The organism is Arthrobacter sp. P1_D12 (genome assembly GCF_056406175.1).
In genome coordinates, this window is sequence record NZ_JBFUAR010000004.1 from 122612 (window position 1) to 148465 (window position 25854).

Genomic DNA, 25854 nt, shown 5'->3' on the forward strand with positions numbered 1-25854 from the left:
GCCCCGCTTCATCGCGAAGATGAAGCGGGGCGCTGGAGCCGGCTGACCGGCGTCGGCCGTCAGGCGCGGACGGGAGTGACCGGGCCGCGACCGTGCTTGATGCTGGCTATGCTGCGGGAGCGATGAAGGCCAGTTCCAGGTTGATGGCAACCTTGTCACTGACCAGCACGCCGCCGGCTTCGAGGACGGCGTTCCAGGTCAGCCCGAAGTCCTTGCGGCTGATCGTGGTTTCGGCGCTGAGGCCGGCGCGGGTGTTGCCGAAGGGATCGACGGCCACGCCGTTGAATTCGGTCTCGAGGGCCACGGGGCGGGTGATGCCCTTGATGGTGAGGTCGCCCTGGAGTTCGTAGGCGTCGCCCTTGGGGACGATGGTGTTGGAGACAAAGGAGATCTCCGGGAACGTCTCGACGTCGAAGAAGTCTTCGCCGCGGACGTGGCCGTCGCGGTTGGCGTCACCGGAGTCGAAGCTTGCGGTCTTGATCGAGGCGTTGACCTTGGAATCGGTGACGTTCTCGGCGAGATCCAGGGTGGCGGCGGCGTCGGTGAACTGACCGCGGACCTTGCTGATGCCGGCGTGGCGGACGGTGAAGCCGATCTCGCTGTGCGACGGGTCGAGGGTCCAGGTGCCGGTGGTGACGTTTGCGGGAAGTGCCATGGTGGTTCTCCTTGAGTCGGGTTGGTACTGCGGTGGTTCGTCTGATCGCTAGTTGAAGCATCATTGGTTGAAATCTCAACTAACTGCTTCACCCAGTATAAACATGCATTTGCATCTTTTATTCCAAGTCCGGGGAACATTTTTCCAAACTCATCAGTTCTACCTCCCGTAGAAGATTTCAGATCGACCGGCATCTTTGAGAAACTGGTAGACATGCCCCAAGCCACTGTTCATTTGCTCCGCCACGGCGAGGTCCACAATCCCGATGGTGTCCTGTACGGCAGGCTGCCGGAATTCCACCTCTCCGAACTCGGCCGGGAGATGGCCCGCACCCTGGCGGAACACTTCAGGGAGCGGTCCGCGCAAGGGGCCAGGATCGTCCACCTCGCCGCGTCCCCACTGACCCGCGCGCAGGAGACGGCGCAGCCGATCGCCGACGCCCTGGGCCTGGAGATTGCCACCGAATCCCGCATCATCGAGGCCGCCAACTACTTTGAGGGCCTCCGCGTCTCGAAAGCGGAGCTGCTGCGGCCCAAGCACTGGGCCCGGTTGTACAACCCCTTACGGCCTTCCTGGGGTGAGCCGTACAAGGAGCAGGCCGCGCGGGTCATCGCGGCCGTCCAGGACGCACGCGGCCGGGCCATCGAGCTGGGCGGCAACGGGGCCGAAGCCATCCTTGTCAGCCACCAGCTGCCCATCTGGGCCACGCGGCTCAGCGCCGAAGGCCGGCCGTTGTGGCACGACCCGCGCAAGCGCGAATGCACCCTGACGTCTCTGACGTCCCTGGTGTTCGACGACGCCGGCGGCCTCGTGCGCGTCGACTACAGCGAGCCCGCTGCCGCCCTGCTTCCCGGTGCCGCCAGCACCCCGGGAGCCTGACGATGGCCGCGAACCGCCGCGAAAACATGCCTTTGTCCCGCCGCAGCGTCCTGACCGCCGGCGGGGCCGCGCTGGCCGCGGTGTTCGGGCTCTCCGGCTGCGCCCAGGACGACGCCCTCGCCAAACAGGCCAAGGCCGGGGACAACAAGAACTACGTGGCCGGCGACGGGTCCGTGACCGAGTTCGCCGTCGCGGACCGCAAGAGTCCCGTGGCGCTCAAAGGGACGCTGTTCGACGGCACGGCCGTCACGTCGGCGGACTTCCCCGGCAAAGTCACCGTGCTGAACTTCTGGTTTGCCGCCTGCGCCCCCTGCCGGGTCGAGGCGCCCTCCCTCGAGGCGCTGAACCAGGAATTCAAGACCAAGGGCGTACAGTTCTTCGGCGTGAACCTGCGCGATGAGAAGGCCACGGCCGACGCGTTCGACAAGACCTTCAACCTGACGTACCCGAGCTTCAACGACAAGGACGGCGCCGTGCTGCTGGCCGTCTCCGGCCTCGTGCCGCCCGGCGCCGTGCCCACCACCCTCGTGCTGGACAAGCAGGGCCGCGTCGCCTCCCGGGTCCTGGGCGAAATCCAGCAGGGCACCCTGAAGTCCCTCATCGCCGCCGCCGTGGCCGAGTAGCGCGGCCCACCGTGAACAGCCCCTTCGCCGAAGCCATCCTGAACGGATCGCTGCTGCTTGCCATTCCCGTCGCGCTGCTGGCCGGACTGGTCTCCTTCCTCTCGCCCTGCGTCCTCCCGCTGGTGCCCGGATACCTGGGCTACGTGACGGGGCTGACCGGCGTCGACCTGCAGAAGCAAAAGCGCGGGCGCATGCTGGCCGGCATCGGGCTGTTCGTCCTCGGTTTCTCCGTGATCTTCGTGCTGCTCGGCGGCGCCTTCGGGCAGCTGGGCAGCTTCATCACGGGCTCGCAGAACATGTGGATCACCCAGCTGCTGGGCGTCCTGGTGATCGTCATGGGCGTGGTGTTCATGGGCGGCTTCGGCTGGCTCCAGCGCGATGCCAAGATCCATGCCAAACCCCCGGCCGGTCTGTGGGGTGCGCCCTTGCTGGGCATCACCTTCGGGCTGGGCTGGGCACCGTGCATCGGTCCGACGTATTCGGCCGTCCAGCTGCTTAGCCTCTCCGGCGGCTCCTCGGCGGCCAAGGGGGCGTTCCTGGCGTTCGTCTACAGCCTTGGGCTGGGAATCCCGTTCCTGCTGATCGCCCTGGCCGTGCGCCGCGGCATTGGCGTGATGTCCTTCTTCCGCAACCACCGGCTCGCCATCCAGCGCACCGGCGGAGGCATCCTGATCCTGCTTGGGATCCTGATGGCGAGCGGTGTGTGGGGCACCTGGGTCTCCGGGTTGCAGTACTGGTTCCAAACCGATGTGAATTTGCCAATCTGATGAGCGAGCGCGTGAACGAAAAGAAGAAGTCCCCGAAGCCCGAGGCCGTCCTGCCCACGCTGGGTCCGTTGGGCATGCTCCGGTGGGCGTGGACGCAGCTGACAAGCATGCGCACAGCCCTGTTCCTGCTCTTGCTGCTGGCCGTCGCCGCCGTGCCCGGCTCGCTGTTTCCGCAGCGCCCGGCCAACCCGGCGATTGTCACGCAGTACATCAAGGACCACCCGGACTACGGCTCGATCCTGGACTCGGTGCAGCTCTACGACGTCTACTCCTCTGCCTGGTTTTCCGCGATCTACATCCTGCTGTTCGTCTCGCTGATTGGCTGCGTGATCCCGCGCGCCATCGCGCACTACAAAGCGATGCGCTCCCAGCCCCCGCGCACCCCCGCCCGCCTGTCCAGGCTCCCCGAATACGGCACCCTGGTGATTCCGGCCGATGCCGGGATCCCGGCGTCGGCCGCCATCACCGACGCCGCCGAGCTGCTGAAAAAGCGCGGCTACCGCGTCGACGTGCGGGACCGCGACGGCGCCCGCCCGTCCTTGGGTGCCGAGCGCGGTTTCCTGAAGGAAGTCGGCAACCTCGTCTTTCACACCGCGCTGATCGGGGTGCTGGTTTCGGTGGCGGCCGGCGGCCTCTTCGGCTACAGCGGGCAGCGCATCCTGGTGGAGGGCGACACGTTCGTCAACACCCTCGTCGGCTACGACCAGTTCACCCCCGGCACCAATTTCCAGAGCAGCCAGCTGCAGCCCTATTCGGTCCAGCTGGACAAGTTCGACATCACCTTCGACCGTGAATCGAAAGGCAAGTTCGGTCAGCCCATCGACTTCACCGCCGCCGTGACCACGAAGGAAAACCCGGACGCACCCGCCAAGAAGGAGGTGCTCAAGGTCAACGACCCCCTCAGCCTCGGCGGCACCAGCGTGTACCTCACCGGCAACGGCTACGCTCCCGTCGTCACGATTCGCGACGGCGCGGGCAATGTTGCCATGCAGGGACCCGTGGTGGCCAAGCTCCAGGGCGAGAACTACTACTCCTCCGTGGTGATCAAGGTTCCGGACGCCAAACCCGAACAGCTCGCCTTCGCCGGGTTCTTCCTGCCGACGGCGTTTGTCACCGACAAGGGTGTGTCCTTCAGCGGCGATCCGGAGCTCATCAACCCGCAGCTGACCCTGAACTCCTACTTCGGCGACCTCGGACTGGACGCGGGCTCCCCGCAGAACGTCTTTGAGCTCGACGTCAAGAAACTGACGCCGCTCAACGCCCGCAACCTGGACACCAAGGGCATCGTCCTGGCGCCCGGGAGCAGCTACACGCTGCCGAACGGGAAGGGTTCCATCAGCTTCGACGGAGTCAAGCGCTACATCGGCGTGGACATCCACCACAACCCGGGCCAGCTGTACGCCCTGATCTTCGCGCTCCTGGCCGTGGCCGGGCTCGTGACCTCGCTCTATGTGAACCGCCGCCGCGTCTGGGTCCGCACCGGCACCCACGAGGACGGCCGCACCATGGTTGAGTACGGTCTCCTGGCCCGCGGTGAGGACCACCGCCTGGCCGGGGAGGCCGCAGCAATCCGCAAACTCCTTTCCGACGATTGGCTGTTGGGCGATGAGACCGCGACCGGCTCCCAGCCCGCTCCCAGCGCAACAGCGGATAATGACCGGGCGGATAAGGCCAGCACGGCAACAGGCAGCACAGGTGCCAGCGGCACGCACGCCGCTCCTGAACAACCCGCAGAAGACTTCATCCAGTCAACAGCCGGCTCTTCCGAGTCGAAGAAGGATCAGTAATGCCGTTCTCGATCAACGAAACCATGGGCCAGTACAGCGAGCTGTTCATGCTGCTGGCCGCCGGCACGTACACGGTGGCGTTCATCGCCTTCGCCTGGGACCTGGCCAAGAGCAGCAAGACGCTGCGCGCGGTGGACCTCAAGGCCGCGGAGCTCTCCGGTGCGGCGGCCGAGGCCAATGCCGCCCGCGTTCCCGTCGGCGTCGGGGCGGGGGCCGCCGGAGCTGACGTCGCCCGCTCCGATGCGGACGTCAGCGGCCCGGCAGGCCGTGCCGAGCGTCCGACGTCGGCCACCTCCCGCCCCGGCACCGCCGCAGGCGCGGGCCAGACCGCCGACGGCAGCATGCGCTACGACGGCGAGCGGCGTGCCCCCGCCCGCGTTGCCGTCGCGCTGACCGTCCTCGGCGCCGCGATTCATGCGGCCGGCGTGATCACGCGCGCGCTCGGTGCCGGCCGGGTGCCGTGGGGCAACATGTACGAATTTCTCACCACGGGCGCGTTCGTGGCCGTGGCCGTCTTCCTGCTGGTGCTGATCCGCCGCGACCTGCGCTTCCTGGGCACGTTCGTGATCGGCCTGGCCATCATCATGCTGGTTGCCGCCTCCATCGCCTTCTGGACCCCCGTGGGCCACCTCGTGCCGGCGCTGCAGAGCTACTGGCTGATCATCCACGTTTCCATCGCGGTAATGTCCTCGGCCCTGTTCACCCTGACCTTCGCGATGTCCGCGCTGCAGCTCGTGCAGTCGCACCGGCAGAAGACCATCGCCGCCGGCGGAGCCGACAAGCTCGGGTTCATGCGCCTGGTCCCGAACGCGCTGAGCCTGGAGAACCTGTCCTACCGCATCAACGCGATCGCGTTCGTCGGCTGGACGTTTACCCTCATGTTCGGCGCCATCTGGGCGGAGAAAGCCTGGGGCCGGTTCTGGGGCTGGGACACGAAGGAAGTCTGGACGTTCGTGATCTGGGTGGTCTACGCCGGATACCTGCACGCCCGCGCCACCCGCGGCTGGACCGGAACCCGAGCCGCCTGGCTGTCGATCGTCGGCTACCTGTGCGTGGTCTTCAACTTCACGATCGTGAACCAGTTTTTCAACGGCCTGCATTCCTACTCGGGACTGTAAGCCGCAGCGATTCGCGAACGGAATGGCCGCCAAGCCTCTGGGTTTGGCGGCCATTCGTGTCCAAGGCGGGCGGTTGGGCCGGCCGGGGGAGAGGTGCGTCTTGCCGCGCCTAAGCGCGGGGGTCAAGGCCCGGAACGGCGTCGTTGATTTGGAACGAGGCCTTGGTGCTGACCGGGGACCCCGGCCTGCTGACGAAGTCCAGTACCCGGAAATCCGCCCGGAGGGAGTCCTTGGTGATCCGTGTATTCACGTAGCCGCGCTGGTTGTTGAAGAACTTCAAATGCGGGTTCCACGCCATGATGGGATCGACCGTAGCAGCCGAACCGTTGCCCCCGGAGGTAATGGACGTGCTGACCAGTTCTGAGCCCACCACCGGCGAGTCAGGGTCCTTATAGTCGATCTTCAGTTCGTTGGCCCAGTGCCGGTGCACGTCCCCTGTGAGGACGACGGCGTTACGCACCTTGGCATCCACCCAGCCTTGGGTGATACGCCGGCGCGATGCCGCGTAGCCGTCCCAGCTGTCCATGGAGACGTCGTCAATACCGGCGGCCTTATTGCGGTCCCGTTCGGCGAAGAAGACTTGTTGACCCAGGATGTCCCAGCGCTGGGTGGAGTTCTTGAATCCTTCCAGGAGCCAGTTCTCCTGCCGGGTGCCGGTGATAGTGCGGTTCTTGTCCAGCCGCCCGGAAAGATTCTTGCCCCAGCCGCCGGAGACCTGGGCATTCCGATACTGGCGGGTGTCCATCATATGGAAATTGGCCAGCTGGCCCCAAGGGATCGTGCGATATATCTTCATGTCCGCTCCAGCCGGCACAGAGGACGCGCGGAGCGGCATGTTCTCGTAGTAGGCCTTGAACGCCGCGGCACGGCGCACACGGAAGCGCGCAGCGGTATCGTTCATCTCGGCCGGACTCCTGTCCTCGGGAACGTCATCCGCATAGTTGTTGTCGACTTCGTGGTCGTCCCAGACCACCAGCCACGGTGCGATCGCATGCGCAGCCTGCAGATCGGCGTCGGACTTGTACTGAGCATGGCGCTGGCGGTAGCCCTCAAGCGTTACCGTCTCCAGTACGTCGCGGTTGCGGGCGACTTCGCGGACATCGGTGCCGCTGCGGCGTTCGTACACGTAGTCGCCAAGGTGCAGCACCAGGTCAGGGTGGTCTTGGGCAAGGCGCGCGTATGCCGTGAAGTAGCCTTGCTCATACTTCGCGCAGCTGGCGAAGGCCATGGCGAGCGCCGCCGGAGTCTCATGTGGTGCGGGGCTCGTAAGCGTCCGGGCAGTGGGACTGACATGGCGTCCGCAGCGGAACCGGTAAAAGTACTCGCGTCCCGGCTGGAGTCCCCGCAATTCCACATGTACGGAATGGGCGTTCTCTTCATGGGCGTATTCAAGGCCCCGGGCCACCACTTTGCCCAGCGCGGCGTCCTCGCCTACCTCCCAGGCTACCGGGATGCTTCGGGACGGCATCCCGCCGAGGCCGTCCTCGGTGAGCGGGTCCAGCGCCAAGCGGGTCCAGAGCACGAAGCCATCCGGCCAGGGTTCGCCTGAGGCGACGCCGAGCGTGAACGGGTCGCTCCGGAGTCCGGCATCCTGCGCGGTCGAGATGCCCGGCGCAGCGGCCCCGGGCAACGAAACGAGAATGCCGGCACCCAAGCCGGCGGTAAGCAGTGCCCTGCGCGAAATGTTATCCATGGTTCAAACGCATTTCCACCACTTCCGAGCTCAGATGCGTCGGCCGACGATCTAGACATTCTAAGCTCCGGATTCGCGCTTGGCACCGGGCACTTCGTCGGTATCCACCATGGAGGTGGCAGGAATAGTGGAACGGTCAACGCACCTACTTGAGCTGGGGCTACTTGACCTCGTCGGTGCCGGGCGTTCCGGCGTCGCCGGGTTCGTGGGCACCGCCGGCGCCTTCGCTGCCGCCGGCTTCCGCGTTGCCGGCGTCGTGCTTGCGGTCCTTGGCGTCGAGTTCTTCCTTGAGCTTCTTGAGCCTGTCGGCCTCGGCCTGGTTGCGGTGGCGGATCTCAAGGTTGCGCAGGAACTCGGGGTCGTCATCGGGCGCTACCGGGTGGCTGTAGGCGACCGGCGCGGTGTCCGTGACGCGGGGGCGTCCCATGAGAAACCACAGGGTGGCGCCGACCACGGGGAGAAGGACCTGCACGAAGATCCAGGCGGTCTTGGAGATGCCCCTGGTCAGCCGCGCGTCAGTGCGGATGAGGTCCACCAGTCCATAGACAAACACGGCCAGTATGACGATCGGAACCACTACACGGAGCATATCTTCAGTCTAGCCGTCGGGCGCCTCGACGGCGCCGGTCACTATGCCCGGGTGCTGGCTGCCGGGACCGCGGACGAGGGGAGCGGGATGACCGAAGCAGCGCGCCGTCCTGGCGGCTAAACTTGAGGCGTGGCCTTCCTCAAATACACCCTTATTCGACTGGCGCTGTTTGCGCCCTTGTTTGCGCTCTTTCTCTACCTGCAGCTGGGGGTGCTCCTGGCCGCCCTGTGCGCCGGAATGATGTCCTTCGCCGTCAGCTTCCTGTTCTTCCAGAAGCAACGCGACGCGGCCACTGCGACGCTCCACCACCGGTTCTCGGGCAAGGCCAAGCCGATGCGCAGCGCAGGCGAAGTGGCCGACGCCGAGGCCGAAGACCGCCTCGTGGACGAGAACCCCGACATTGCCGTCCGCACGGACAACCGCCCCAAAGATTCCCGGCAACCGGGGGCCTGAGCCCGGGTTGGTCCCCTGCAGCCCCGGGAAGCCGCGGCTTAGAGCCCCAGGCTGGTCCCGGGCAGCCCCGGCTTAGAAGCCGTGGCTAAGGACGAGCCCGAGTGAAAACAGCGCGGCGAAGCCGAGGTTGATTAGTCCGGTCTGCTTCAGGACTGGGATAAGGCTCTTGCGGCGCCGCCCGGCGATCATCAGCCAGGACGGCATGAGGCTGGCGGGGATCAGCAGGAGCACGATCAGCATCCAGGGCCGGGCGGGGGCCAGGACGATGACCAGCAGGATCGCGACGGCCAGCATCAGCACATAGCTTTCGCGCGCATGCTTGTCCCCTAGCCGCACGGCCAGGGTCTTCTTCCCCGCCTTCCTGTCGGTCGGGATGTCGCGGACGTTGTTGGCCATCAGCAGGGCGCACGCGATCAGCCCGGTGCCGATCGCCCCGATGATCGCGGCAAGGCTCAGCTGCCCCGCCTGCGTGTACGTGGTACCCAGCGTTGCGACGAGGCCGAAGAACACAAACACGAAGACGTCACCCAGGCCGAGGTAGCCATACGGGTTCTTGCCGCCGGTATAGCCCCAGGCGGCCAGCACGCAGCCGACGCCGACCAGGATCAGCCACCAGGCCTGCGTGATGATCACGAGGATCAGGCCGAACAGCATCGCCAGCCCGAACGCCGCGAAAGCGGCCCGTTTGACGTGCTCCGGGTTGGCCGCGCCCGAGCCCACCAGCCGGAGCGGACCCACCCGGTCCTCATCCGTGCCCCGGATCCCGTCTGAGTAGTCGTTGGCGTAGTTGACGCCGATCTGAAGGAGCATGGCGACCAGGGCGGCCAGCACGGCGTTCAGCAGGATGAACGAATCCATCTCGTAGGCGGCTGCGCTGCCGATCAGCACCGGCGCGATTGCGGCCGGCAGGGTGCGCAGTCGGGCGCCTTGGATCCATTGTGCGGCTGTGGCCACGGTCAGTACCTCGTTGGTTGGTTGAATGCTCGTTGGTGGTTTGAGTTGCCGGCCGGAAGCCGGAAGCGCTTGTCTATTTTCCCTGATGGAGGGCGTCCAGCAGGACCGTCATGCCCAGCCGGTCCGGTTTCCCGTTGGGCAGCATGAGCAATTCCCCGGCGGGCAACACTGTTTTCGGGGCCAGTGCGCCCAGCGACGGTGCCCAGGTCTGGTTCCGGCGGTCGGCGAACGCCGCCAGCCCTTCCGGGGAACTGTCGGCCACTGCGACATACGCGGCCAGGGCGTGGCCCCACTCTGCGGACGGCACACCGGCGACAAAAGCCGCCCGCACGCCGTCGAGCTTTTCCAGCTCAGCCTGGACATGGGCGGCGGAAACTTTGACGCCGCCGGTGATGACGACGTCGTCGGCCCGGCCGAGCACGGTGAGCCGGCCGTCGGCGTCCAGTTCACCGAGGTCATTGGTCCGGTACCAGCGGACGCCGTCGGCTTCGATGAACGCCGCTGCCGAGAGCTCTTGGGCCTGAAGATAGCCGGCGGCAATGGTTGCCCCGCCCAGCAGGATGCGGCCGTCGTCCTCCACCCGGACCAGGACGTCCTCGAGCGGGAAGCCGTCGTACACGCACCCGCCGCAGGTCTCGGACGAGCCGTAGGTGGTCACCACCCGCACGCCGGCGTCCCTGGCGGCGTCGAGCAGCTCCGCGGACGCGGGTCCGCCGCCGAGCAGGATGGCGTTGAAGCGCCGCAGCACCGCCAGCGTCTCGGCGGAGGGTGCGTCCAGCAGCCGCTGGAGCTGGGTGGGCACCAGCGAGGTGAAGCGGAGCTTGTCCGTGAGCTCCAGCGCCGCGGCGGTGAAGGCCTCCGGCGTAAAACCGCCGGACAGGTCCATGACCCACGGGCGGGTCCCGGCAAAGAGCGAGCGGACCAGCACCTGGACGCCGGCCACATACTGGACGGGAAGGGCCAGCAGCCATTGGCCCTCGCCCTTGAGCGCAAAGGCGGTCGCCACAGACGAGGCCGCCAGGGCATCGACGGTCAGGACGGTCGCCTTCGGCGTGCCGGTGGACCCGGAGGTCCGGACCACGACGGCCGCGTCCTCGATGCCGGCCGTGTCGGGGAATCCCAGCACCGGCGAGCCGTCCGGCCCGGCGGAGAGTTCGACGGCGGGTCCCTCGCCGTGGAGGGCAGCAGCCAGCGCCTTGAGCGCAGGCTCGATGTTCATGGCTCCGGAAGTCACAGCGCGCCTTAGAAGTAGTACGGGAATGCGGACCAGTCGGGATCGCGCTTCTCGAGGAAGGCTTCCTTGCCCTCCACGGCCTCGTCCGTCATGTACGCCAGTCGGGTCGCCTCGCCGGCGAAGACCTGCTGGCCGGCCAGGCCGTCGTCGGCCAGGTTGAACGCGAACTTGAGCATGCGGATGGCCTGCGGGGACTGCCGGGCAATGTCAGCGGCGTACTCCAGGGCGACCTCCTCAAGGCGTCCATGGTCCACGGCCTCGTTCACGGCGCCCATCCGGACCATGTCCTCGGCCGAATATTCGCGGGCCAGGAAGAAGATTTCCCGGGCGGACTTCTGGCCGATCTGGCGGGCCAGGAGGGCCGAACCGTAGCCGGCGTCGAAGCTTCCCACGGTGGCGTCCGTCTGCTTGAACTTGCCGTGCTCCCGGGAAGCGATGGTGAGGTCCGAGACCACGTGGAGGGAGTGCCCGCCGCCGGCTGCCCAGCCGTTGACGACGGCGATGACCACCTTGGGCATGGTGCGCATGAGCCGCTGGACTTCCAGGATGTGCAGCCGGCCGGCACGGGCGGGATCGATGGATTCCGTCGTTTCGCCCTGTGCGTACCGGTACCCGTCGCGGCCGCGGATCCTCTGGTCCCCGCCCGAGCAGAACGAGTGGCCGCCGTCCTTGGGGGAGGGGCCGTTGCCGGTGAGCAGGACTGTGGCCACGTCCGGGGTCATCCGGGCGTGGTCCATGGCGCGGTAGAGTTCGTCCACGGTGCCGGGCCGGAAGGCATTGCGGACCTCGGGACGGTCGAAGGCGATGCGGACGGTGGGCAGGTCCCGGACCACCTTCCCGTCGGCGGAGCGCTCCACCTGCCGGTGGTAGGTCATGTCCTGGAAGTCGTCGAAACCGGACACGGTGCGCCACCGGGAGGGGTCAAAGATGTCGGATACCTTGGCGGGGATTTCGTTGCTCACAGTCCGAGTCTAGTAATCGCGTCAGCTGATGCAGAACTCGTTGCCTTCCGGGTCCGCCATGGTGTGCCAGGAATGCGGTCCCTGGTTGGCGGTCCAGAGGAACGTGGCGCCGCGCGCTTCAAGTGCCGCCCGTACGGCGTCCTTGTCCCCTCCCGCGAGCCGCACGTCCCAATGGACCCGGTTCTTGACCGTCTTTTCCTCCGGAACAATCTGGAACAAAACGCGGTGAGCGGGCGCTTTGGCGTCGAGTTCCTCGGGTGGGCGGATCGCGGCGCCCTCGCGCCACACGAGATTGCCCCGGTGTGTGGTGGTCTCCGCCTCCGTCGCGAAGCCCTGCTCGATCATGGAGTGGATGAAAACCTCATCCTGCGGCTCCACGGCCCATTCCAGGGTTTCGGCCCACCAGTCGGCGAGCTCGTGCGGGTTTTTGCAGTCGACGACTATCTGGATTTTCAGTGTCATGGGAAGAACCTACGACGTCGCGGCCTGCGGCGGTAGTGTCCCACCCCGTGCGCCGCCGCCTTGCTTCGGTTACCCCTGCACTTGCTGCAGCTGTTCAAGCACCTCGGGCGGAATGGCGTAGATGAAGATGACCGCCAGGAGGTTCTTGGAGGCGTGGACGAAGTAGGAGAACATGACGTTCTTCCCGGTCCAGACGTACACGAACACCAGGACGGCGCCCATGGCGAGGTACGGCATCAGCACCTGCAGGGTCATTTGCTCCTGGCCCACGATGTGCAGGGCCGCGAAGAGGACCACGGACATGATGCAGCAGACCCAGAGGTTGACCCGGCGGCTCAGTTTGCCGATCAGCAAATGGCGGAAAATGTACTCCTCGACGAACGGGCCGACCAACACCAGGAGGGGGACCATGAGCCAGACCGGGACCTGCTGCATGAGCGCCTGGAGGCCGGCCTGGTTGGCGGAGGTCTGCACCGGTCCGCTGAGGGCCACGAGAACCGCGGTGAGGATGAGCATCGCCACGACGGTCAGCGGCACCATGAGGGCCGTGAACCAGGGCCTTGTGGCAAGGACGCGGAGATCGCGGACCGCAACATGCCGCGCCGCGGTCAGGGCAAGGGCGCCGACCGTTGCGTAGAAGATCAGGTTCACCGCGTAGGACGCCACCGCAGGATTGGGCGATATTTGCAGCAGCAGCGGCTCCAGCAGGCTGCCCGCCACGGCGAATAGACCGGCCACGGCAACATAGAGTCCAACAGTGATGAAATCCAGCCGGGAGAACCGGTAAAGCTCCGGCTGCGGCGCGGGTGGTGTACGGAGAGCTGTGCCCATGCCCCCAGCCTAGCGTCGAGGCAGGAGGACGCGGTCCAGCTGATCCCCGGCGCCATCGCAGACCTGACGCCCGACGGCGGCACCCGCCTCAGTGCCCAGGGCCTCAGTGCCCGAGTGACGGCCGGCGGTGCCATACTGAGGACGCAAGCCGCCGTCGGGCAGGCTGGCACCGACTGCGAGGACTCCTTGAGCGAACATCTCCGCCTTTCGGGCGTATCCCACCGCTATGGGGACCGCCAGCTCTTTGCCGGCGTCGACGTTGCCATCACGGCCGGTGAACATGTGGCGATCGTCGGCGAAAACGGCGCGGGCAAATCCACACTGCTGCGGATTCTGGCCGGTTTCGAGGCCCCGGACGAGGGCACGTCCGTCAGCCACGGCCGCGTGGGCTACCTCGCCCAGACCCATGGCATGCCGGAGCAGTTCACTGTCAGCGACGCGATCGACGCCGCACTGGAATCGCTCCGCGCGTTGGAGGCCGAGCTGGACCGCCTGGAGGACGGGCTGGCCGGCGCGGAAGCGGACGAACTGGAGCGCTACGGAAACCTGCAGACGCAGTACCAGCTCCGGGAAGGCTACGCCGCGGAATCCCGCGTGGAAGCGGCGCTGGACAGGCTCGGCCTGGGCGGGCTGGACCGGATGCGGACGCTGGGCTCGCTCTCCGGCGGGGAACAGGAACGGGTGGCGCTGGCCTGCGTTCTCGCCGATCCCGCGGACATTTTGCTCTTGGACGAACCCACCAACCACCTGGACGCGTCCGGCACGGCCTGGCTGGAGGCGCGGCTGGCCGCGCACCGCGGCACGGTCGTGGTGGTCTCCCACGACCGCGTGCTGCTGCGCAAAGTGGCCTCAACCGTGATTGAGGTCGATGCCGAGCGCCGGTCGGTCAACCGGTATGGCAACGGCTATGAAGGCTACCTGCGGGAGAAGGCTGCCGAGCGCCAGCGCTGGGCACAGCAGTACCGCGGGTGGCTGGACGCGATGGCGGCCGAACGGCTCCAGGCGGACACGGTTGCCGGCAAGATGGGCTACGCCCGCCAGCGCGACGGCGACAAGATGGGGTTCGACTTCAAGGCCGGCACGTGGCAGAAGGCGGCCACCAGCAAGGTCCGCAACGCCCAGGAGCGTCTGCGCCGGCTGGAGGCAAACCCCATTGACCGTCCCCCGGTGCCCCTGAAACTGGCAACGGACCTGCGGGCGGACGTGGAAGATGGCCCGGCGCTCGAGGCGAAGGGGGTCGCGGTGCCCGGCCGGCTGGAACCCACGGACTTCCGGGTGGAAGCCGGCCAGAAAATCCTCATTACGGGCCCCAACGGTGCCGGGAAGTCCACGCTGCTGTCCGTCCTCGCCGGCACACTGGAACCGGCCCAGGGCAAAGTGGTGAGGCACGGCCGGATCGGCTACCTGCAGCAGGAGTTGGAACTCCCGCAGCGCCCGGGACTGCGGCTCCTGCCGGCCTTTGCCGCGGGCCTGGGCGGCAATATCGATGAGCACGCCGAGGCGCTGCTGCGCCTGGGGCTCTTCCGGACCAGCGAATTCCACGTGCCGGTGGGCAGTCTTTCCGCGGGGCAGCAACGCAGGCTGGCGCTGGCCCGGCTGCTGCTGGGCGGTTTCGGGACGATGCTGGTGGACGAGCCCACCAACCACCTGGCGCCCGTGCTGGTGGAACAGCTTGAAGCGGCCCTGTCCGAGTTCTCAGGGACACTGGTCATGGTCAGCCACGACCGCGCGCTGGGTGAGTGGTTCAGCACCTGCGCCCGGCGAGGAACGGGCCATGGAGCCAGGCAGGAAACCGGGCACGGAAACGGCGCCGGGAACTGGCTCCGGTACGCGATGCGGGACGGCGCCCTGACAGAGTAGAGCGATACGCCGGGATTGGCGCGAGCCAAATGAAACATTGTTCGGCCCTTCAGAAGTTTGGCGTGACTAATGAGGCATAGTGTCCCCGTCCATGTCGCGGCGAGCCCTGGAAATGGCTAACGCCCGGGCCGAGGGCGCCGGGCGTTAGCTTCAAGCTCCAGTGTTCTGGAGCTAACGGAACAGTGCCCCGTAGGTCCCCATGAGGATCCGGTCGCCCGGGGTGGACTTGCGGAGGTAGTCAACCACTGCCCAGTCATCTAGTGAGATGCAACCGGCTGTCGGCACCTTGTTCATGTGCAGGAAAATGGCGAAGCCCGCGTCCTGGACGATGTTGGGCCGGTTGTAGTTGATGACCGCGCCCTGGCGGTAGTAGCCCCCGCTGGCGAACCACCACATGTTCTCGTCCCAGCCGACCCAGGAGGACGACTCGTGATACTTGTTGTACGTGGGCGTCCAAGGGTTGCCGCCCCATCGCGAACGGGGGTTCAGCGTGCGGTAGGAAAGCTTCGTTCCCGGGTTGCCCAGACCGAAGGCTTCCGTGACGGAAAACGACCCCGTGGGGGAGTACAGGTTCCGGGTGGGGCCGGATGGCACGCCCGGCCGCTTGAACCCCGATTTGCCGACGTAACCGTCAGTCCGCCAGTCCGGCACATAGGCTCCGGCGACGTTCTTGCAATACAGGTTGGTCGCATGGGACATGCCGTAGTCCTGTGTCCAAGTGAGGAGGACGCGGTTCGCTCCGTAAGTGGGGTACTTGGCCTGGCCGTTGTTGAGCTTATGGCATTCGGACATCCCGTAAAGCCGGGCACCGGACTTGGCCCAAGTGATATCCCCGCGCTGGTAGGACTGCGCACAGGCGTCGGAAACACAGCGCTCGCTCGCGATGGGATACCCCAGCGAGCCGCCTGGGCCGCCGGCTGAGACGAACTTGCTGTCGATTCCCCTGCCGGAAATCCACGCACCCGTGGTGGGCGACCAGTAAATACTTCCGCCTTGGAATCGCTGCACGCAGCCACGGCCGGGTTGTCCGCAGATCTCGCCTGTGAGCGGGTACCCCAGCATGCTTCGTGACGTTCCGGCGGCTGAATAGCGGTTGCCGATAGCGCCGAGGGTCTCGTGTGCGCCTGTCGTGGGCGACCAGAAGATGCTGCCACCTTGGAAGTGCTGCACACAGCCCCCCGCCGTCAAACCACAGGCTTCCTCGGTGAGCGGGTAGCCCAGCAGGCTGTTCTGTGCCCCGCCCGCCTTCCAACGACCCAGGATGCCACCCCAGACGACATGGCCGCCGATTCCCGGCGCCCAGTAGATGTATCCTTTGTCGAACTGTTGAAAGCACCCTGATGCCCTCAGCCCGCAGGCCTCGGCGGTTATGGGAAGGCCCAGTACGGCCTCGCCGCCGGCGGCGACCCAACGGCTACCGATGCCGCTTGAGGCCGAGAGCTCCAGCATCCGCGTGCCTGTCCAGGCCAGTACGCGGCCAGTGGAAAACTTCTGGATGGTTCGGCCAGAAGCCGGAGTCTCATCCGTAACGGGATAGCCGAACAACGCCAGGCCGCCCTTCGCATGCCAGCGGGGGCCGGTGTGTCCCTCGGTCCGCAGGACGGGGTGCGCCCCCGTCGCAGAAGTCCAGAAAATGGATCCGCCGTCGAACGTCTGGCTGCAGACGCCGAGTGAGCACACCTGGTTGCCGGTCGGCGCGCCGAGGGTGCCGGCGGCGCCCTTTAGCGCAGTCCACTTCGTCTCGATGGGTTGCTTGACGACGACGGACGGAGACGTCGGCTCTTTTGTCGGGGTCGAGGTTGGGGTCGGGGTCGGCTTCGGTTCGAGAAGGGGAAGCGTCTGCTCCGCGGTGGGTTTCGCCGTCGCAGTGGGAGTCGCAGTTCCATTTAGAGCCGGAGCGGTGGCTGCCGAGGCGGACCGGGTCGGCAACGGCGTTCCGGTCGGCGTGGCGGTCGGGCCCGTTTCCAGCGCTGCAACCGGCGCGTCCTCAGCGAAGGCCGGACCGACTGCCAGCGGCCCGGCAATAAGTCCGAAGATCACCGCCGTGAAGAGAAAAAGCTGCTTTTTCATGGGGCATCCTCTACGGAAACGACCGGCGTGCAGGTCCCGTCGCTGTCCTTGGTTTTGGCGAAGTTCGCGGCAGCAATGGCGGCTGACTGGCCGGCTGGAACGACTTGGGTGATGAGTGTGTGCCCTGCCACCGTGGGGCCAACGGTCACCGCGATGGCCACAGTGAACACTCTGTTCCTATCCGTGTCGTTAACGAGGGTGCCCTTGAAGGACCACGACCCGTCGGTTGTTGCAGTGCAGACGGGCTGCCGCAATGCGGCGGGCGCGTTCAGCGAAGTGGAAACATCGGCAGGCTCGGAGGTACCCGGCGCCGGAGAATCTGCTGTTGGTGATGTTGACGGTGCCGGCGCTGAAGCCGTGCGGCTGTCGCTGGGTCCGGCCGGACCGGAACCGCCGCTCGAACACCCCGCTAGCACAAGAAGGAGCACTGCAGGCAGTAGCGCTCTCGGTTTCATAGTCCCCCCTGACTCACGGCGTTCCTGCCATGGCCTGCAATGATGTTGCAGGCGCACCGGCCGGAAAGTCCCGCCGGTGTTGCTCAGAGTAATGGAAAAAGCGGCCTGACCTGCGCTTTTGCATGAATTAAACGGTGTTGCGGCGGTTTCGTACCGGTTCTGGGTGTCGCCCGCGTCACGCCGGGGTCCTGGATGCTAGTACGATAGATGAGCCGCGCGAGCTTCGACACTTGTGAGGTTCGGTACATGTCTTGGCCCCTGCATAGGGCTTAGGACCGAATTTTGTGTACCTGAATCCACGGTCTTGTCCCGGCCATACCTCGACCTGCAAGGAATCAGCTGTGCCATCAATTACCCCCACAGAACTCAAGAGCGCGCCCGCGGAATCCGCCGTCGACTCGACCCTCAGCGCCGAGGGCTATAAGAAGACCCTGAGCGGGCGCCACGTGACGATGATCTCGATGGGCGGCGCAATCGGCGTCGGCCTGTTCATGGGCGCCGGCGGACGCCTGGCCTCCACGGGCCCGGCGCTGATCTTCTCCTACGCCATCGCCGGCGTGATCGCCTACCTGCTCATGCGGGCGCTGGGCGAGCTCATCATGTACCGCCAGACCTCGGGCTCCTTCGTCAGCTACGCCGGAGAAATGTTCGGCAAGAAGGGCGCCTTCCTCTCCGGCTGGATGTACTTCATCAACTGGGGCATGACCGGGATCGCCGAACTGATCGCGATCGGCCTGTACTTCCAGTTCTTCTTCCCCAACGTACCGGTGGAAGCCTCCGCGATAGCGGCCCTCGCGCTGCTCGTGGCCGTCAACCTGCTCAGCGTCAAGGCGTTCGGCGAATTTGAATTCTGGGCGTCCTGCCTCAAGGTCGGCGCCATCCTGATCTTCCTGGCCGTCGGCACCTTCATGGTGGTCACCAACGCCAAGGTCGGCACGGGCCACGCCTCCGTCGCCAACCTCTTCGCCGACGACGGCGGGATGTTCCCCAAGGGCGCCCTGGTGATGGTCCTCGTGCTCAACGCCGTGATCTTCGCCTACAACGGCATCGAACTCGTCGGCATCACCGCCGGTGAGATGGAAAACGCCAAGCGCGAAGTGCCCAAGGCAATCCGCGCCGTCGTGCTTCGCATTGTGGTGTTCTACGTCGGTTCCGTCCTGCTGCTGGCCATGCTGCTGCCCTCGGACCAGTACAAGGCCGGCGTGTCCCCGTTCGTCACCGTGTTTGGCCAGATGGGCCTCGGCTGGGTGGGCGACGTGATGAACATGATCGTCATCACCGCCGCGCTGTCCTCCTGCAACTCGGGCCTCTACTCGATCGGCCGTGTCTTCCGCACCATGGCCAACAACGGGCATGCCCCGCAGTGGCTCACCAGGATGTCCAAGCGCCACGTGCCGTACGCAGCCATCCTGGCGATCGCCGCCTTCTACCTCGTGGGCATCCTGCTGAACATCTGGCTCGGCGGCTCGCACGCCTTCGACCTCGCGCTGAACACCGCCTCGATCGGCGTGATCTTCACGTGGGGCGCCATCTTCGCCAGCCAGATCGCGCTGCGCCACCAGAAGGGCCGCGTCTCCAGCCTGCCCATGCCGGGCTCGCCGTGGACCAGCTGGGCCGGGCTGGTCGCGCTGCTGGCCATCACCGTGCTGATCGGCTTCGACACCATGACCAGCAAGACCGGTGAGGTCTTCCACCTGGGCCTGTGGACCCTGGCGACCGTTCCGTTCTTCGCCCTGGTGCTGTGGCTGGGCTGGCAGAAGGTCAAGAACAACGCGCCCAAGAGCGAGCTCTACAGCTGATACCCACCGGTCCCGGCGCGTAGCGCGGCGACGGCGGCAGTCACCTGGAAAAGCGGCCAGGTACGCGCGGGCCGTGGCCGGGTTGAAGGCGTTCACGCCGGCAGGTTTGGCCGCCGCTGTGGSGGCGGCGAGGCAGCGTTCGACGGCGGCGCGCACCCGGGGGTGTTCCTGCTGGCCCAGCAGCCCCATGGAGGCGGCGAGGTCGGAGGGGCCGAGGAAGATCGCGTCCACGCCCTCCACTTCGAGGATCTCCTCGACGGCGGCCACTGCGTCAACGGATTCAATCTGGACGGTGACGCTGACGGTGTCGGCGGCGCGGGTGAGGTAGTCCGGGATCCGGTTCCAGCGCGCGGCCCGGGCCAGGGCCGATCCCACCCCGCGGACGCCGTGGGGTGGGTAGCGAGTGGCGGCCACGGCGGCCTCCGCCTCTGCTGCCGAGTTCACCATGGGGATCAGCAGGTTCTGGACGCCCAGGTCCAGGTACTGCTTGATGAGCACCGTGTCATTCACCGGCGGCCGGACCACCGGATGGACCGGGTAGCCGTGCACGGCCTGCAGTTGGGCCAGGATGGATTCGAGGCCGTTCGGGCTGTGCTCGGCGTCGATCAGGAGCCAGTCCAGACCGGACCCGGCGCAAAGCTCAGCCACCAGGGGACTGCCCGAACACACCCACATCCCGGCCAGCGGCCGGCCGGCAGCGCCGGTTTGGTTGCGCAGGGCGTGCTTGAAGGTGGCGTCGGGTTCTACTCGAAGCGGCATGTGATGCTCCCCAGGGGTCCGTAGTCGGCGTGCACGGTGTCACCCTTGTAGACCCAGAGGGGCCGGGTGAAGGAGCCGGCGAGGATGATGTCGCCGGCTTTCATGCCGTCGCCGTGGGCGGCGATCTTGTTGGCCAGCCAGTGCACGCCGTTGGCCGGGTGGTCCAGGACTCCTGCCGCGACGCCGGTTTCCTCCACGGTCTGGTTCTTGTAGAGGATGGCGGAGACCCAGCGCAGGTCCACGGCGTCCGGGCGGACGGGGTTGCCGCCGATCACCATGGCGCCCATCGCCGCGTTGTCCGCGATGGTGTCCACGATGGTCCGGCCCTCCATTTCGATCCGGGAGTCCAGGATCTCCAGGGCCGGGACCACGTAGTCCGTGGCGGTCAGGACGTCGAAGATGGTGCAGCCGGGACCGGCGAGGTCGGTCTTCAACACGAACGCGAGCTCCACCTCCACCCGGGGATGGGTGTACCGGTCCCAGTCCACGGAGCAGCCGGTTTCCAGCACCATGTCATCGAAGATCGCGCCGTAGTCCGGCTCGGTGATGCCCGTGGCGGCCTGCATCGCCTTGGACGTGAGGCCGATCTTGCGGCCCACGAGCCGGCGTCCGGCGTCCTCGTTGCGCCGCCGCCACAGCTGCTGCACGGCGTAGGAGTCCTCTACGGTCATCTCCGGGTAGCGGGCCGTCAGGCGCGGCACCGGCTTGCGGTTCCGGCCAGCTTCCACCAGTTCGTCGGCGATGGCTTCGATTGTCTTCGCGTCCAGCATCGGGTTAGACCTGCGCCCCGAGCTTGAAGCCGGTCTTTTCGCCGGCGGGGCCGTCCTCTTCCTTGCGCGTGTAGGAGAACCCGTCGGCGCCCACGGTCACGGCCATCTCGCTCTTTTCCTCACGGACGATCACAGGCTGGGGGTTGCCGGCGAGGTCCAGGACCAGGGAGGCTTCGGTGTACCAGGACGGGACCACGGGGTTGCCCCACCAGTCGCGGCGCTGGTTGTCGTGGACGTCCCAGGTGATGGTGGGGTTGTCCGGGTCGCCGGTGTAGTAGTCCTGGGTGTAGATCTCGATGCGGTGGCCGTCCGGGTCCAGGATGTAGAGGTAGAAGGCGTTGGAGACGCCGTGCCGGCCGGGGCCGCGTTCGATCCGGTCCGAGATGCGCAGGGCGCCCATCTTGTCGCAGATCTGGATGATGTTGTGCTTCTCGTGCGTGGCGAAGGCAATGTGGTGCATGCGCGGGCCGTTGCCGCCGGTCAGGGCGGTGTCGTGCACGGTCTGCTTGCGGTGCATCCACGCGGCGTACGTGACGCCGTCGGAGTCCTGGATGTCTTCGGAGACGCGGAAGCCGAGGTCCTCGAGGTACGCCCGGCCGCGCGGGACGTCCGGGGTGACCTGGTTGAAGTGGTCCAGCCGGACCAGTTCGCCGGCGGAGTAGAGGTCGTAGCGCTGGGTGAGACGCTCGACGTGTTCGGTCTCGTAGAAGAATTCGTAGGGGAAGCCCAGCGGATCCTCGACGCGGACGGCGTCGCCGATGCCCTTGGTGAAGCCTTCCTTGCGGCGCTCGGTGCGGCAGCCCAGTTCCTTGTAATAGGCCTCGGCCGCGTCCACCTCTGCCGGCGACTTCACCCGGTAGGCGAAGGCGGCCGCGGCGGCGACGGGCCCCTTGCGCAGCACCAGGTTGTGGTGGATGAACTCTTCCAGGGACCGCAGGTAGATGGCGTTTTCGTCTTCCTCGGTGACGTGCAGGCCCAGCAGGTCCACATAGAACTGGCGGGACTTGGCGAGGTCCGTGACCACGAGTTCCAGGTAGGCGCAGCGGACGATGTCCGGGGCCGGGACAGTAGGGGTGGGGACGAAGTTGGTCATGGTGCTCTCTCTTCTTTGAAAGGGGTCTGGGTGGCGCCGGCGGGAAACTTAGGCGCCGAATTTGGGCGTGTGAACGGTGCCGAGGGTGATGTGGACGGCCTGCTGGTCGGTGTAGAAGTCGATGGAGCGGTAGCCGCCTTCGTGGCCCAGGCCGGAGGCTTTGACGCCGCCGAACGGGGTGCGGAGGTCGCGGACGTTGTGGCTGTTGAGCCAGACCATGCCGGCCTCGACGTTTTGCGAGAAGTTGTGCGCGCGGGTGAGGTTCTGGGTCCAGATGTACGCCGCGAGCCCGTACCTGGTGTTGTTCGCCAGGGCGAGGGCTTCCTCGTCCGAGTCGAAGGGGGTGATGGCGACGACGGGGCCGAAGATTTCCTCCTGGAAGATCCGCGCGTCCGGGGCGACGTCGGCGAACACGGTGGGGGCGATGTAGTTGCCTTCGGGCAGGTGGTCGGGGCGGCCGCCGCCGGCCAGGAGACGGCCTTCGGTCTTGCCGATTTCCACGTAGGAGGCCACCTTGGCGTAGTGCTCAGGGTGGACCAGGGCGCCGACCTCGGTCTTGGGGTCGTGCGGGTCCCCGACCACGATGTTTTTTGCCCGGGCGGCGTACTTGTCGCAGAATTCCTCGTACACGGCGCGCTCCACCAGGATCCGGGAGCCGGCGGTGCAGCGTTCGCCGTTGAGGGAGAAGACGCCGAACAGGGCGGAGTCGATCGCGGCGTCGAGGTCGGCGTCGGCGAACACGACGCACGGTGACTTGCCGCCGAGCTCCATGGAGAGGCCCTTGAGGTTGGCCGCGGCGTTGCGGAAGATCGTCTGGCCGGTGGTGGTTTCGCCGGTGAAGGAGATCAGCGGCACGTCCGGGTGCTTCACGAGGGCGTCGCCGGCTTCCTCGCCGAGGCCGTTGACGAGGTTGAACACGCCGTCGGGAAGGCCGGCGTCCTTGAAGATCGTCGCCCAGAGCGAGGCCGAGAGCGGGGTGAACTCGGCCGGCTTGAGCACCACGGTGTTACCGGTGGCCAGCGCCGGGGCGAGCTTCCAGGACTCGAGCATGAACGGGGTGTTCCACGGCGTGATGAGCCCGGCGACGCCGATCGGCTTGCGGTTGACGTAGTTGATCTGGGCGCCGGGGACCTTCATGGCGTCGTCGAACTGGGCCACGATCAGGTCTGCGAAGAAGCGGAAGTTCTCGGCCGCGCGCAGCGCCTGGCCCTTGGCCTGGGTGATGGGCAGGCCGGTGTCGAAGGTTTCGAGCTCGGCCAGCCGGGCCTCCTGGGCCTCGACGGCGTCGGCGATCCTGTTCAGGACGCGGGCCCGCTCGCGCGGCTTCATCTTCGGCCACGGGCCGTTGGTGAAGGCCTCGCGGGCCGCGGCGACGGCGAGGTCGATGTCTTCCTTCTGGCCGGCGGCGGCGGTGGCGTAGTTGGTGTTGGACACCGGGTCCAGGACATCGAAGGTTGCCCCGCCCACCGAATCAACGAATTCACCGTTGATGTAGTGCTGGATGTGGCTGGGAAGGTCCTGCGGAACGTAGTGGGTGGTGGTTTCTGCGGCAGTAAACGTCATTGTTTTTCCTTACTGATAGTGCAACGCGGGGTCACTTGCGGCCCTTGCCGGGCGCCTCAATGGGCGCTAAGTGACCCCGCGTTGGTTTGGGCGAGGTACGCGTCCAGGGTGGCGCTGCGGTGGCGGCGGGCGGCTTTTTCGATGTCATCCGGGCTGGCGCCGGTCTCGATGAGCTGCAGCAGGGCCTCGTGCTCGTCCACCGACTCGTGGGCCCGGCCCGGGACGAAGCGGAACGTGGAGGAGCGCAGCGACGCGAGCCGGTTCCAGCCCCGGTGGACGAGGTCCAGGATGTGCGGGTTGGGGCAGTGCTCGAACAGGACGGAGTGGAAGTCCTGGTTCAGCCGGGTGAACCGGACGGGGTCGAAGTGCTGCAGGCACTCGCGCATCTCGGCGTTGACGGCCCGGGCGCGGGCCACGTCCGCCGCACCGATCAGCGGGGCCGAGAGTGCCGTTGCGGCGCCCTCGACGATGCTGAGGGTCTGCATCGTGTAGAGGTATTCGGTGGGGTCGATCCCGGACACGGTGGCGCCGACATTCCGCTCGAACTTGACCAGGCCCTCGGCCTCGAGCCGGCGGATCGCTTCGCGGACCGGGACCACGCTGACGCCCAGGTCCTCGGCGATCTTGGCCAGCACCAGCCGGTAACCGGGGGAGTAGGTCCCGTCCACGATCCGGGACTTGACGGCCGCATAGGCCTGCTCGGATTTGCTGCCGGAGGTCGCGGCTGGCGTGGCTGCGGCCCTGGCTGTCTCAGTCATTGGCCTTGCCTGCTTCCCATTCCTGGTACCGGGTCCGCCAGACGGCGTTGAGCGGGTAGAGGCCGTCCACGCTGTGGCCCTGCTGCACCATCTCGGCGATGAAGGTTTCCTCGCGTTCCTGCGCGATGGAGTCGTCCGCGAGCTCGTCGGCGAGGGCCGGCGGGATCACCAGGATCCCGTCGGCGTCAGCGGCGATGATGTCCCCGGGCTGCACCGTGGTGCCGCCGCAGGCGATGGTGATGTCCGTGTCCCAGGGGATATGCCGGCGGCCCAGGACGGCCGGGTGCGGGTTGGCATAGTAGGTCGGCATGTCCATGGCGGCCACGGCGGTGAAGTCGCGGACGCCGCCGTCGGTGATGATGGCGGCGGCGCCGCGGACCTGGGCGCGCAGGGCCAGGATGTCCCCGATCGTGCCGGTGCCCTTTTCGCCGCGGGCCTCCATCACCAGGATCTCGCCCTCGTTGACGGAATCGATGGCCTTCTTCTGGGCGTTGAAGCCGCCACCGTGGGTCTTGAACAGGTCCTCGCGGTTGGGCACGTAGCGCAGGGTCCGGGCCAGGCCCACGATCCGCTTGTCCGGGCGGGTGGAGGTCAGGCCGTCGATGCTGACGTTGTTCAGGCCGCGTTTGCGCAGCTGGGAGGACAGGGTGGCGGTGCAGACGGACTCCAGTTTGGCCTTCAGCTCCGGGGACAGGCCCGGCGTCCCTGACGGCTGGGCGGCGGCGAGGCCGGCCGCTTCACGGGAACCGTACGCTTCCTCCCGCTGGAGATCGTCGGTCTTGGGCCGGGCGCCGAAGTCCGCGAACGGCGTCGTGCCTTCCGCCACCCGGGTGACCAGCCGGCCCGTGGTCAATGCAGCACCGGTGAGCCCGCCGCCGGCATTGTCTACTTCCACCTCGACGACGTCGCCCGGCGTGGCCACCGACGCCCCGGCGGGGGTGCCGGTGAGGATGATGTCGCCCTCTTCGAGGGTGAGCAGCTGGGACAGGTCGGCCACGAGCCGGGCGAACGGGAACAGCAGGTCCCCGGTGGTGTCGTCCTGGACCAGTTCACCGTTGTGCCACGTGCGGATCCGCAGTTTGGCGGGATCGACGGCGTCTGCCGCGATCAGGCCCGGGCCCACGGGCGTGAAGCCGTCGCCGCCCTTGGAGCGGAGGTTGGAGCCCTTGTCCGCGTAGCGGAGGTCGTAGACGCCGAGGTCGTTGCTGGCGGTGACCCACTCGACATGGCTCCACGCATCCTCGAGGCCCACGCGGCGGGCGGTCTTGCCGATGATCAGGGCGATCTCGCCTTCGTAGCCGAGGAGTTCGCAGCCGGCCGGGCGCTCCACGGTTGAAGGCGCTGCTGCCGAACCGAGGGCCAGCGACGACGACGGCTTCAGGAAGTAGGAGGGCTGCCCGGGTGTGCGGCCGCGCTGGGCTGCCCGGCTGGGGTAGTTGATATGCACCGCGATGACCTTGCGGGCCGCGGCCAGGATGTGGTCGGTGACCTGTTCCAAGTGTTACTCCTCATCGAGTACGAAATCGTATACGAAACACTATGACCCGGGAATCGGGGAGCGTCAACCCCTTGCGCGGGGATGTTTGCGGGGCATTTGCCCGGACCATCTGGCGCACTTGTAACCTGCGTCATATCTGACGTACAGTTTTGAATCAGGGACCGAAATTCTATTATCGAACGTCACGTTCTAATATCGAACACGCTAGGTCGGCGACAGGCC

Annotated in this window: 23 protein-coding genes and 1 pseudogene; 8 read left to right on the top strand and 16 right to left on the bottom strand. The window is 66.7% G+C overall.

Annotated elements, in window-relative coordinates; genetic code table 11:
* Positions 1-106: 106 nt before the first annotated feature.
* Positions 107-655 carry a YceI family protein gene (locus AC1DZV_RS04140; RefSeq protein WP_028278101.1) on the bottom strand — a complete coding sequence of 183 codons (549 nt, stop codon included), beginning with the start codon at positions 653-655 and terminating at the stop codon, positions 107-109.
* Between the two features lie 213 nt (positions 656-868).
* On the opposite strand from AC1DZV_RS04140, the gene AC1DZV_RS04145 reads away from it, so the two are divergent.
* The 5 genes from AC1DZV_RS04145 to ccsB are packed head-to-tail and all read left to right on the top strand — an operon-like array spanning position 869 to position 5829.
* Positions 869-1534 carry a histidine phosphatase family protein gene (locus tag AC1DZV_RS04145; RefSeq protein WP_476951468.1) on the top strand — a complete coding sequence of 222 codons (666 nt, stop codon included), beginning with the start codon at positions 869-871 and terminating at the stop codon, positions 1532-1534.
* A gap of 2 nt (positions 1535-1536) precedes the next feature.
* Positions 1537-2157, top strand: coding sequence for a TlpA family protein disulfide reductase (locus AC1DZV_RS04150; RefSeq protein WP_476870349.1), 621 nt, complete (start codon positions 1537-1539; stop codon positions 2155-2157).
* A gap of 11 nt (positions 2158-2168) precedes the next feature.
* Positions 2169-2924, top strand: coding sequence for a cytochrome c biogenesis CcdA family protein (locus AC1DZV_RS04155; RefSeq protein ID WP_243182122.1), 756 nt, complete (start codon positions 2169-2171; stop codon positions 2922-2924).
* Positions 2924-4711 (top strand): cytochrome c biogenesis protein ResB, encoded by a 1788-nt coding sequence (gene resB / locus AC1DZV_RS04160; protein ID WP_476953026.1) that lies wholly within the window; start codon positions 2924-2926, stop codon positions 4709-4711. Before AC1DZV_RS04155 ends, resB begins: the two co-directional genes overlap by 1 nt.
* Complete coding sequence (ccsB, locus tag AC1DZV_RS04165) at positions 4711-5829, top strand: c-type cytochrome biogenesis protein CcsB (protein WP_476953027.1); 1119 nt, start codon at positions 4711-4713, stop codon at positions 5827-5829. Before resB ends, ccsB begins: the two co-directional genes overlap by 1 nt.
* A 109-nt stretch (positions 5830-5938) precedes the next feature.
* Here the strand turns inward: ccsB and AC1DZV_RS04170 are convergent, their stop codons facing one another.
* Together AC1DZV_RS04170 and AC1DZV_RS04175 are read right to left on the bottom strand one after the other, a co-directional pair.
* Positions 5939-7522: an alkaline phosphatase D family protein gene (locus tag AC1DZV_RS04170; protein WP_476953028.1), complete on the bottom strand. Its 1584-nt coding sequence runs from the start codon at positions 7520-7522 to the stop codon at positions 5939-5941.
* A gap of 160 nt (positions 7523-7682) precedes the next feature.
* Positions 7683-8111 carry a PLD nuclease N-terminal domain-containing protein gene (locus AC1DZV_RS04175; protein ID WP_476951471.1) on the bottom strand — a complete coding sequence of 143 codons (429 nt, stop codon included), beginning with the start codon at positions 8109-8111 and terminating at the stop codon, positions 7683-7685.
* Between the two features lie 129 nt (positions 8112-8240).
* On the opposite strand from AC1DZV_RS04175, the gene AC1DZV_RS04180 reads away from it, so the two are divergent.
* Positions 8241-8564, top strand: a complete 324-nt coding sequence (locus AC1DZV_RS04180) for a DUF4229 domain-containing protein (protein ID WP_018775060.1) — start codon at positions 8241-8243, stop codon at positions 8562-8564.
* Positions 8565-8636: 72 nt separating this feature from the next.
* Here AC1DZV_RS04180 and AC1DZV_RS04185 read toward each other — a convergent pair whose 3' ends face one another.
* The 5 genes from AC1DZV_RS04185 to AC1DZV_RS04205 form a co-directional block, all read right to left on the bottom strand.
* A complete protein-coding gene (locus AC1DZV_RS04185) occupies positions 8637-9518 on the bottom strand; it encodes a 1,4-dihydroxy-2-naphthoate polyprenyltransferase (protein ID WP_476953029.1) in 882 nt (293 codons plus the stop codon).
* A 73-nt stretch (positions 9519-9591) separates the two neighbouring features.
* Entirely contained in the window at positions 9592-10737 is a 1146-nt protein-coding gene (locus tag AC1DZV_RS04190; protein WP_476953068.1) for an AMP-binding protein, read from the bottom strand.
* Positions 10738-10760: 23 nt separating this feature from the next.
* Positions 10761-11714, bottom strand: a complete 954-nt coding sequence (locus AC1DZV_RS04195; protein ID WP_476951473.1) for a 1,4-dihydroxy-2-naphthoyl-CoA synthase — start codon at positions 11712-11714, stop codon at positions 10761-10763.
* Positions 11715-11735: 21 nt separating this feature from the next.
* Positions 11736-12176 carry a VOC family protein gene (locus AC1DZV_RS04200; RefSeq protein WP_476951474.1) on the bottom strand — a complete coding sequence of 147 codons (441 nt, stop codon included), beginning with the start codon at positions 12174-12176 and terminating at the stop codon, positions 11736-11738.
* 69 nt (positions 12177-12245) lie between these two features.
* Entirely contained in the window at positions 12246-13007 is a 762-nt protein-coding gene (locus AC1DZV_RS04205) for a CPBP family intramembrane glutamic endopeptidase (RefSeq protein ID WP_459385540.1), read from the bottom strand.
* A gap of 186 nt (positions 13008-13193) precedes the next feature.
* Here AC1DZV_RS04205 and AC1DZV_RS04210 point away from each other — a divergent pair, with 186 nt between their 5' ends.
* Positions 13194-14867 (top strand): ABC-F family ATP-binding cassette domain-containing protein, encoded by a 1674-nt coding sequence (locus AC1DZV_RS04210; RefSeq protein WP_476953030.1) that lies wholly within the window; start codon positions 13194-13196, stop codon positions 14865-14867.
* A 171-nt stretch (positions 14868-15038) separates the two neighbouring features.
* Here AC1DZV_RS04210 and AC1DZV_RS04215 read toward each other — a convergent pair whose 3' ends face one another.
* Positions 15039-16937, bottom strand: coding sequence for a hypothetical protein (locus tag AC1DZV_RS04215; RefSeq protein ID WP_476953031.1), 1899 nt, complete (start codon positions 16935-16937; stop codon positions 15039-15041).
* Positions 16934-17107 (bottom strand): hypothetical protein, encoded by a 174-nt coding sequence (locus AC1DZV_RS04220; protein WP_476951477.1) that lies wholly within the window; start codon positions 17105-17107, stop codon positions 16934-16936. The genes AC1DZV_RS04215 and AC1DZV_RS04220 overlap by 4 nt, the downstream gene beginning before the upstream one ends.
* Positions 17108-17733: 626 nt before the next feature.
* Between AC1DZV_RS04220 and AC1DZV_RS04225 the strand changes: the two genes are divergently transcribed.
* Positions 17734-19191 (top strand): amino acid permease, encoded by a 1458-nt coding sequence (locus AC1DZV_RS04225; protein WP_476953032.1) that lies wholly within the window; start codon positions 17734-17736, stop codon positions 19189-19191.
* A gap of 51 nt (positions 19192-19242) precedes the next feature.
* Here AC1DZV_RS04225 and AC1DZV_RS04230 read toward each other — a convergent pair.
* The 6 genes and pseudogenes from AC1DZV_RS04230 to AC1DZV_RS04255 form a co-directional block, all read right to left on the bottom strand.
* Positions 19243-19950, bottom strand: a pseudogene (locus AC1DZV_RS04230) (HpcH/HpaI aldolase family protein); the annotation flags it as partial.
* Positions 19935-20720, bottom strand: coding sequence for a 2-oxo-hept-4-ene-1,7-dioate hydratase (gene hpaH / locus AC1DZV_RS04235; protein ID WP_476953033.1), 786 nt, complete (start codon positions 20718-20720; stop codon positions 19935-19937). The gene hpaH and the pseudogene AC1DZV_RS04230, both read right to left, overlap by 16 nt.
* A gap of 4 nt (positions 20721-20724) precedes the next feature.
* Complete coding sequence (hpaD, locus tag AC1DZV_RS04240) at positions 20725-21813, bottom strand: 3,4-dihydroxyphenylacetate 2,3-dioxygenase (protein ID WP_476953034.1); 1089 nt, start codon at positions 21811-21813, stop codon at positions 20725-20727.
* Between the two features lie 48 nt (positions 21814-21861).
* On the bottom strand, positions 21862-23376 hold the full coding sequence (hpaE, locus tag AC1DZV_RS04245) for a 5-carboxymethyl-2-hydroxymuconate semialdehyde dehydrogenase (RefSeq protein WP_476953035.1): 1515 nt from the start codon (positions 23374-23376) through the stop codon (positions 21862-21864).
* A gap of 56 nt (positions 23377-23432) precedes the next feature.
* A complete protein-coding gene (locus AC1DZV_RS04250; protein ID WP_476951483.1) occupies positions 23433-24134 on the bottom strand; it encodes a GntR family transcriptional regulator in 702 nt (233 codons plus the stop codon).
* Entirely contained in the window at positions 24127-25632 is a 1506-nt protein-coding gene (locus AC1DZV_RS04255) for a fumarylacetoacetate hydrolase family protein (RefSeq protein WP_476953036.1), read from the bottom strand. Before AC1DZV_RS04255 ends, AC1DZV_RS04250 begins: the two co-directional genes overlap by 8 nt.
* Positions 25633-25854 lie beyond the last annotated feature (222 nt).

What these genes read in the sequence shown, in the direction of transcription:
- AC1DZV_RS04140 (WP_028278101.1), bottom strand. Translation starts at nt 655, where the DNA reads ATGGCACTTCCCGCAAACGTCACCACCGGCACCTGGACCCTCGACCCG.
- AC1DZV_RS04145 (WP_476951468.1), top strand. Translation starts at nt 869, where the DNA reads ATGCCCCAAGCCACTGTTCATTTGCTCCGCCACGGCGAGGTCCACAAT.
- AC1DZV_RS04150 (WP_476870349.1), top strand. Translation starts at nt 1,537, where the DNA reads ATGGCCGCGAACCGCCGCGAAAACATGCCTTTGTCCCGCCGCAGCGTC.
- resB (WP_476953026.1), top strand. Translation starts at nt 2,924, where the DNA reads ATGAGCGAGCGCGTGAACGAAAAGAAGAAGTCCCCGAAGCCCGAGGCC.
- ccsB (WP_476953027.1), top strand. Translation starts at nt 4,711, where the DNA reads ATGCCGTTCTCGATCAACGAAACCATGGGCCAGTACAGCGAGCTGTTC.
- AC1DZV_RS04170 (WP_476953028.1), bottom strand. Translation starts at nt 7,522, where the DNA reads ATGGATAACATTTCGCGCAGGGCACTGCTTACCGCCGGCTTGGGTGCC.
- AC1DZV_RS04175 (WP_476951471.1), bottom strand. Translation starts at nt 8,111, where the DNA reads ATGCTCCGTGTAGTGGTTCCGATCGTCATACTGGCCGTGTTTGTCTAT.
- AC1DZV_RS04190 (WP_476953068.1), bottom strand. Translation starts at nt 10,737, where the DNA reads ATGAACATCGAGCCTGCGCTCAAGGCGCTGGCTGCTGCCCTCCACGGC.
- AC1DZV_RS04200 (WP_476951474.1), bottom strand. Translation starts at nt 12,176, where the DNA reads ATGACACTGAAAATCCAGATAGTCGTCGACTGCAAAAACCCGCACGAG.
- AC1DZV_RS04205 (WP_459385540.1), bottom strand. Translation starts at nt 13,007, where the DNA reads ATGGGCACAGCTCTCCGTACACCACCCGCGCCGCAGCCGGAGCTTTAC.
- AC1DZV_RS04215 (WP_476953031.1), bottom strand. Translation starts at nt 16,937, where the DNA reads ATGAAAAAGCAGCTTTTTCTCTTCACGGCGGTGATCTTCGGACTTATT.
- hpaH (WP_476953033.1), bottom strand. Translation starts at nt 20,720, where the DNA reads ATGCTGGACGCGAAGACAATCGAAGCCATCGCCGACGAACTGGTGGAA.
- hpaD (WP_476953034.1), bottom strand. Translation starts at nt 21,813, where the DNA reads ATGACCAACTTCGTCCCCACCCCTACTGTCCCGGCCCCGGACATCGTC.
- hpaE (WP_476953035.1), bottom strand. Translation starts at nt 23,376, where the DNA reads ATGACGTTTACTGCCGCAGAAACCACCACCCACTACGTTCCGCAGGAC.
- AC1DZV_RS04250 (WP_476951483.1), bottom strand. Translation starts at nt 24,134, where the DNA reads ATGACTGAGACAGCCAGGGCCGCAGCCACGCCAGCCGCGACCTCCGGC.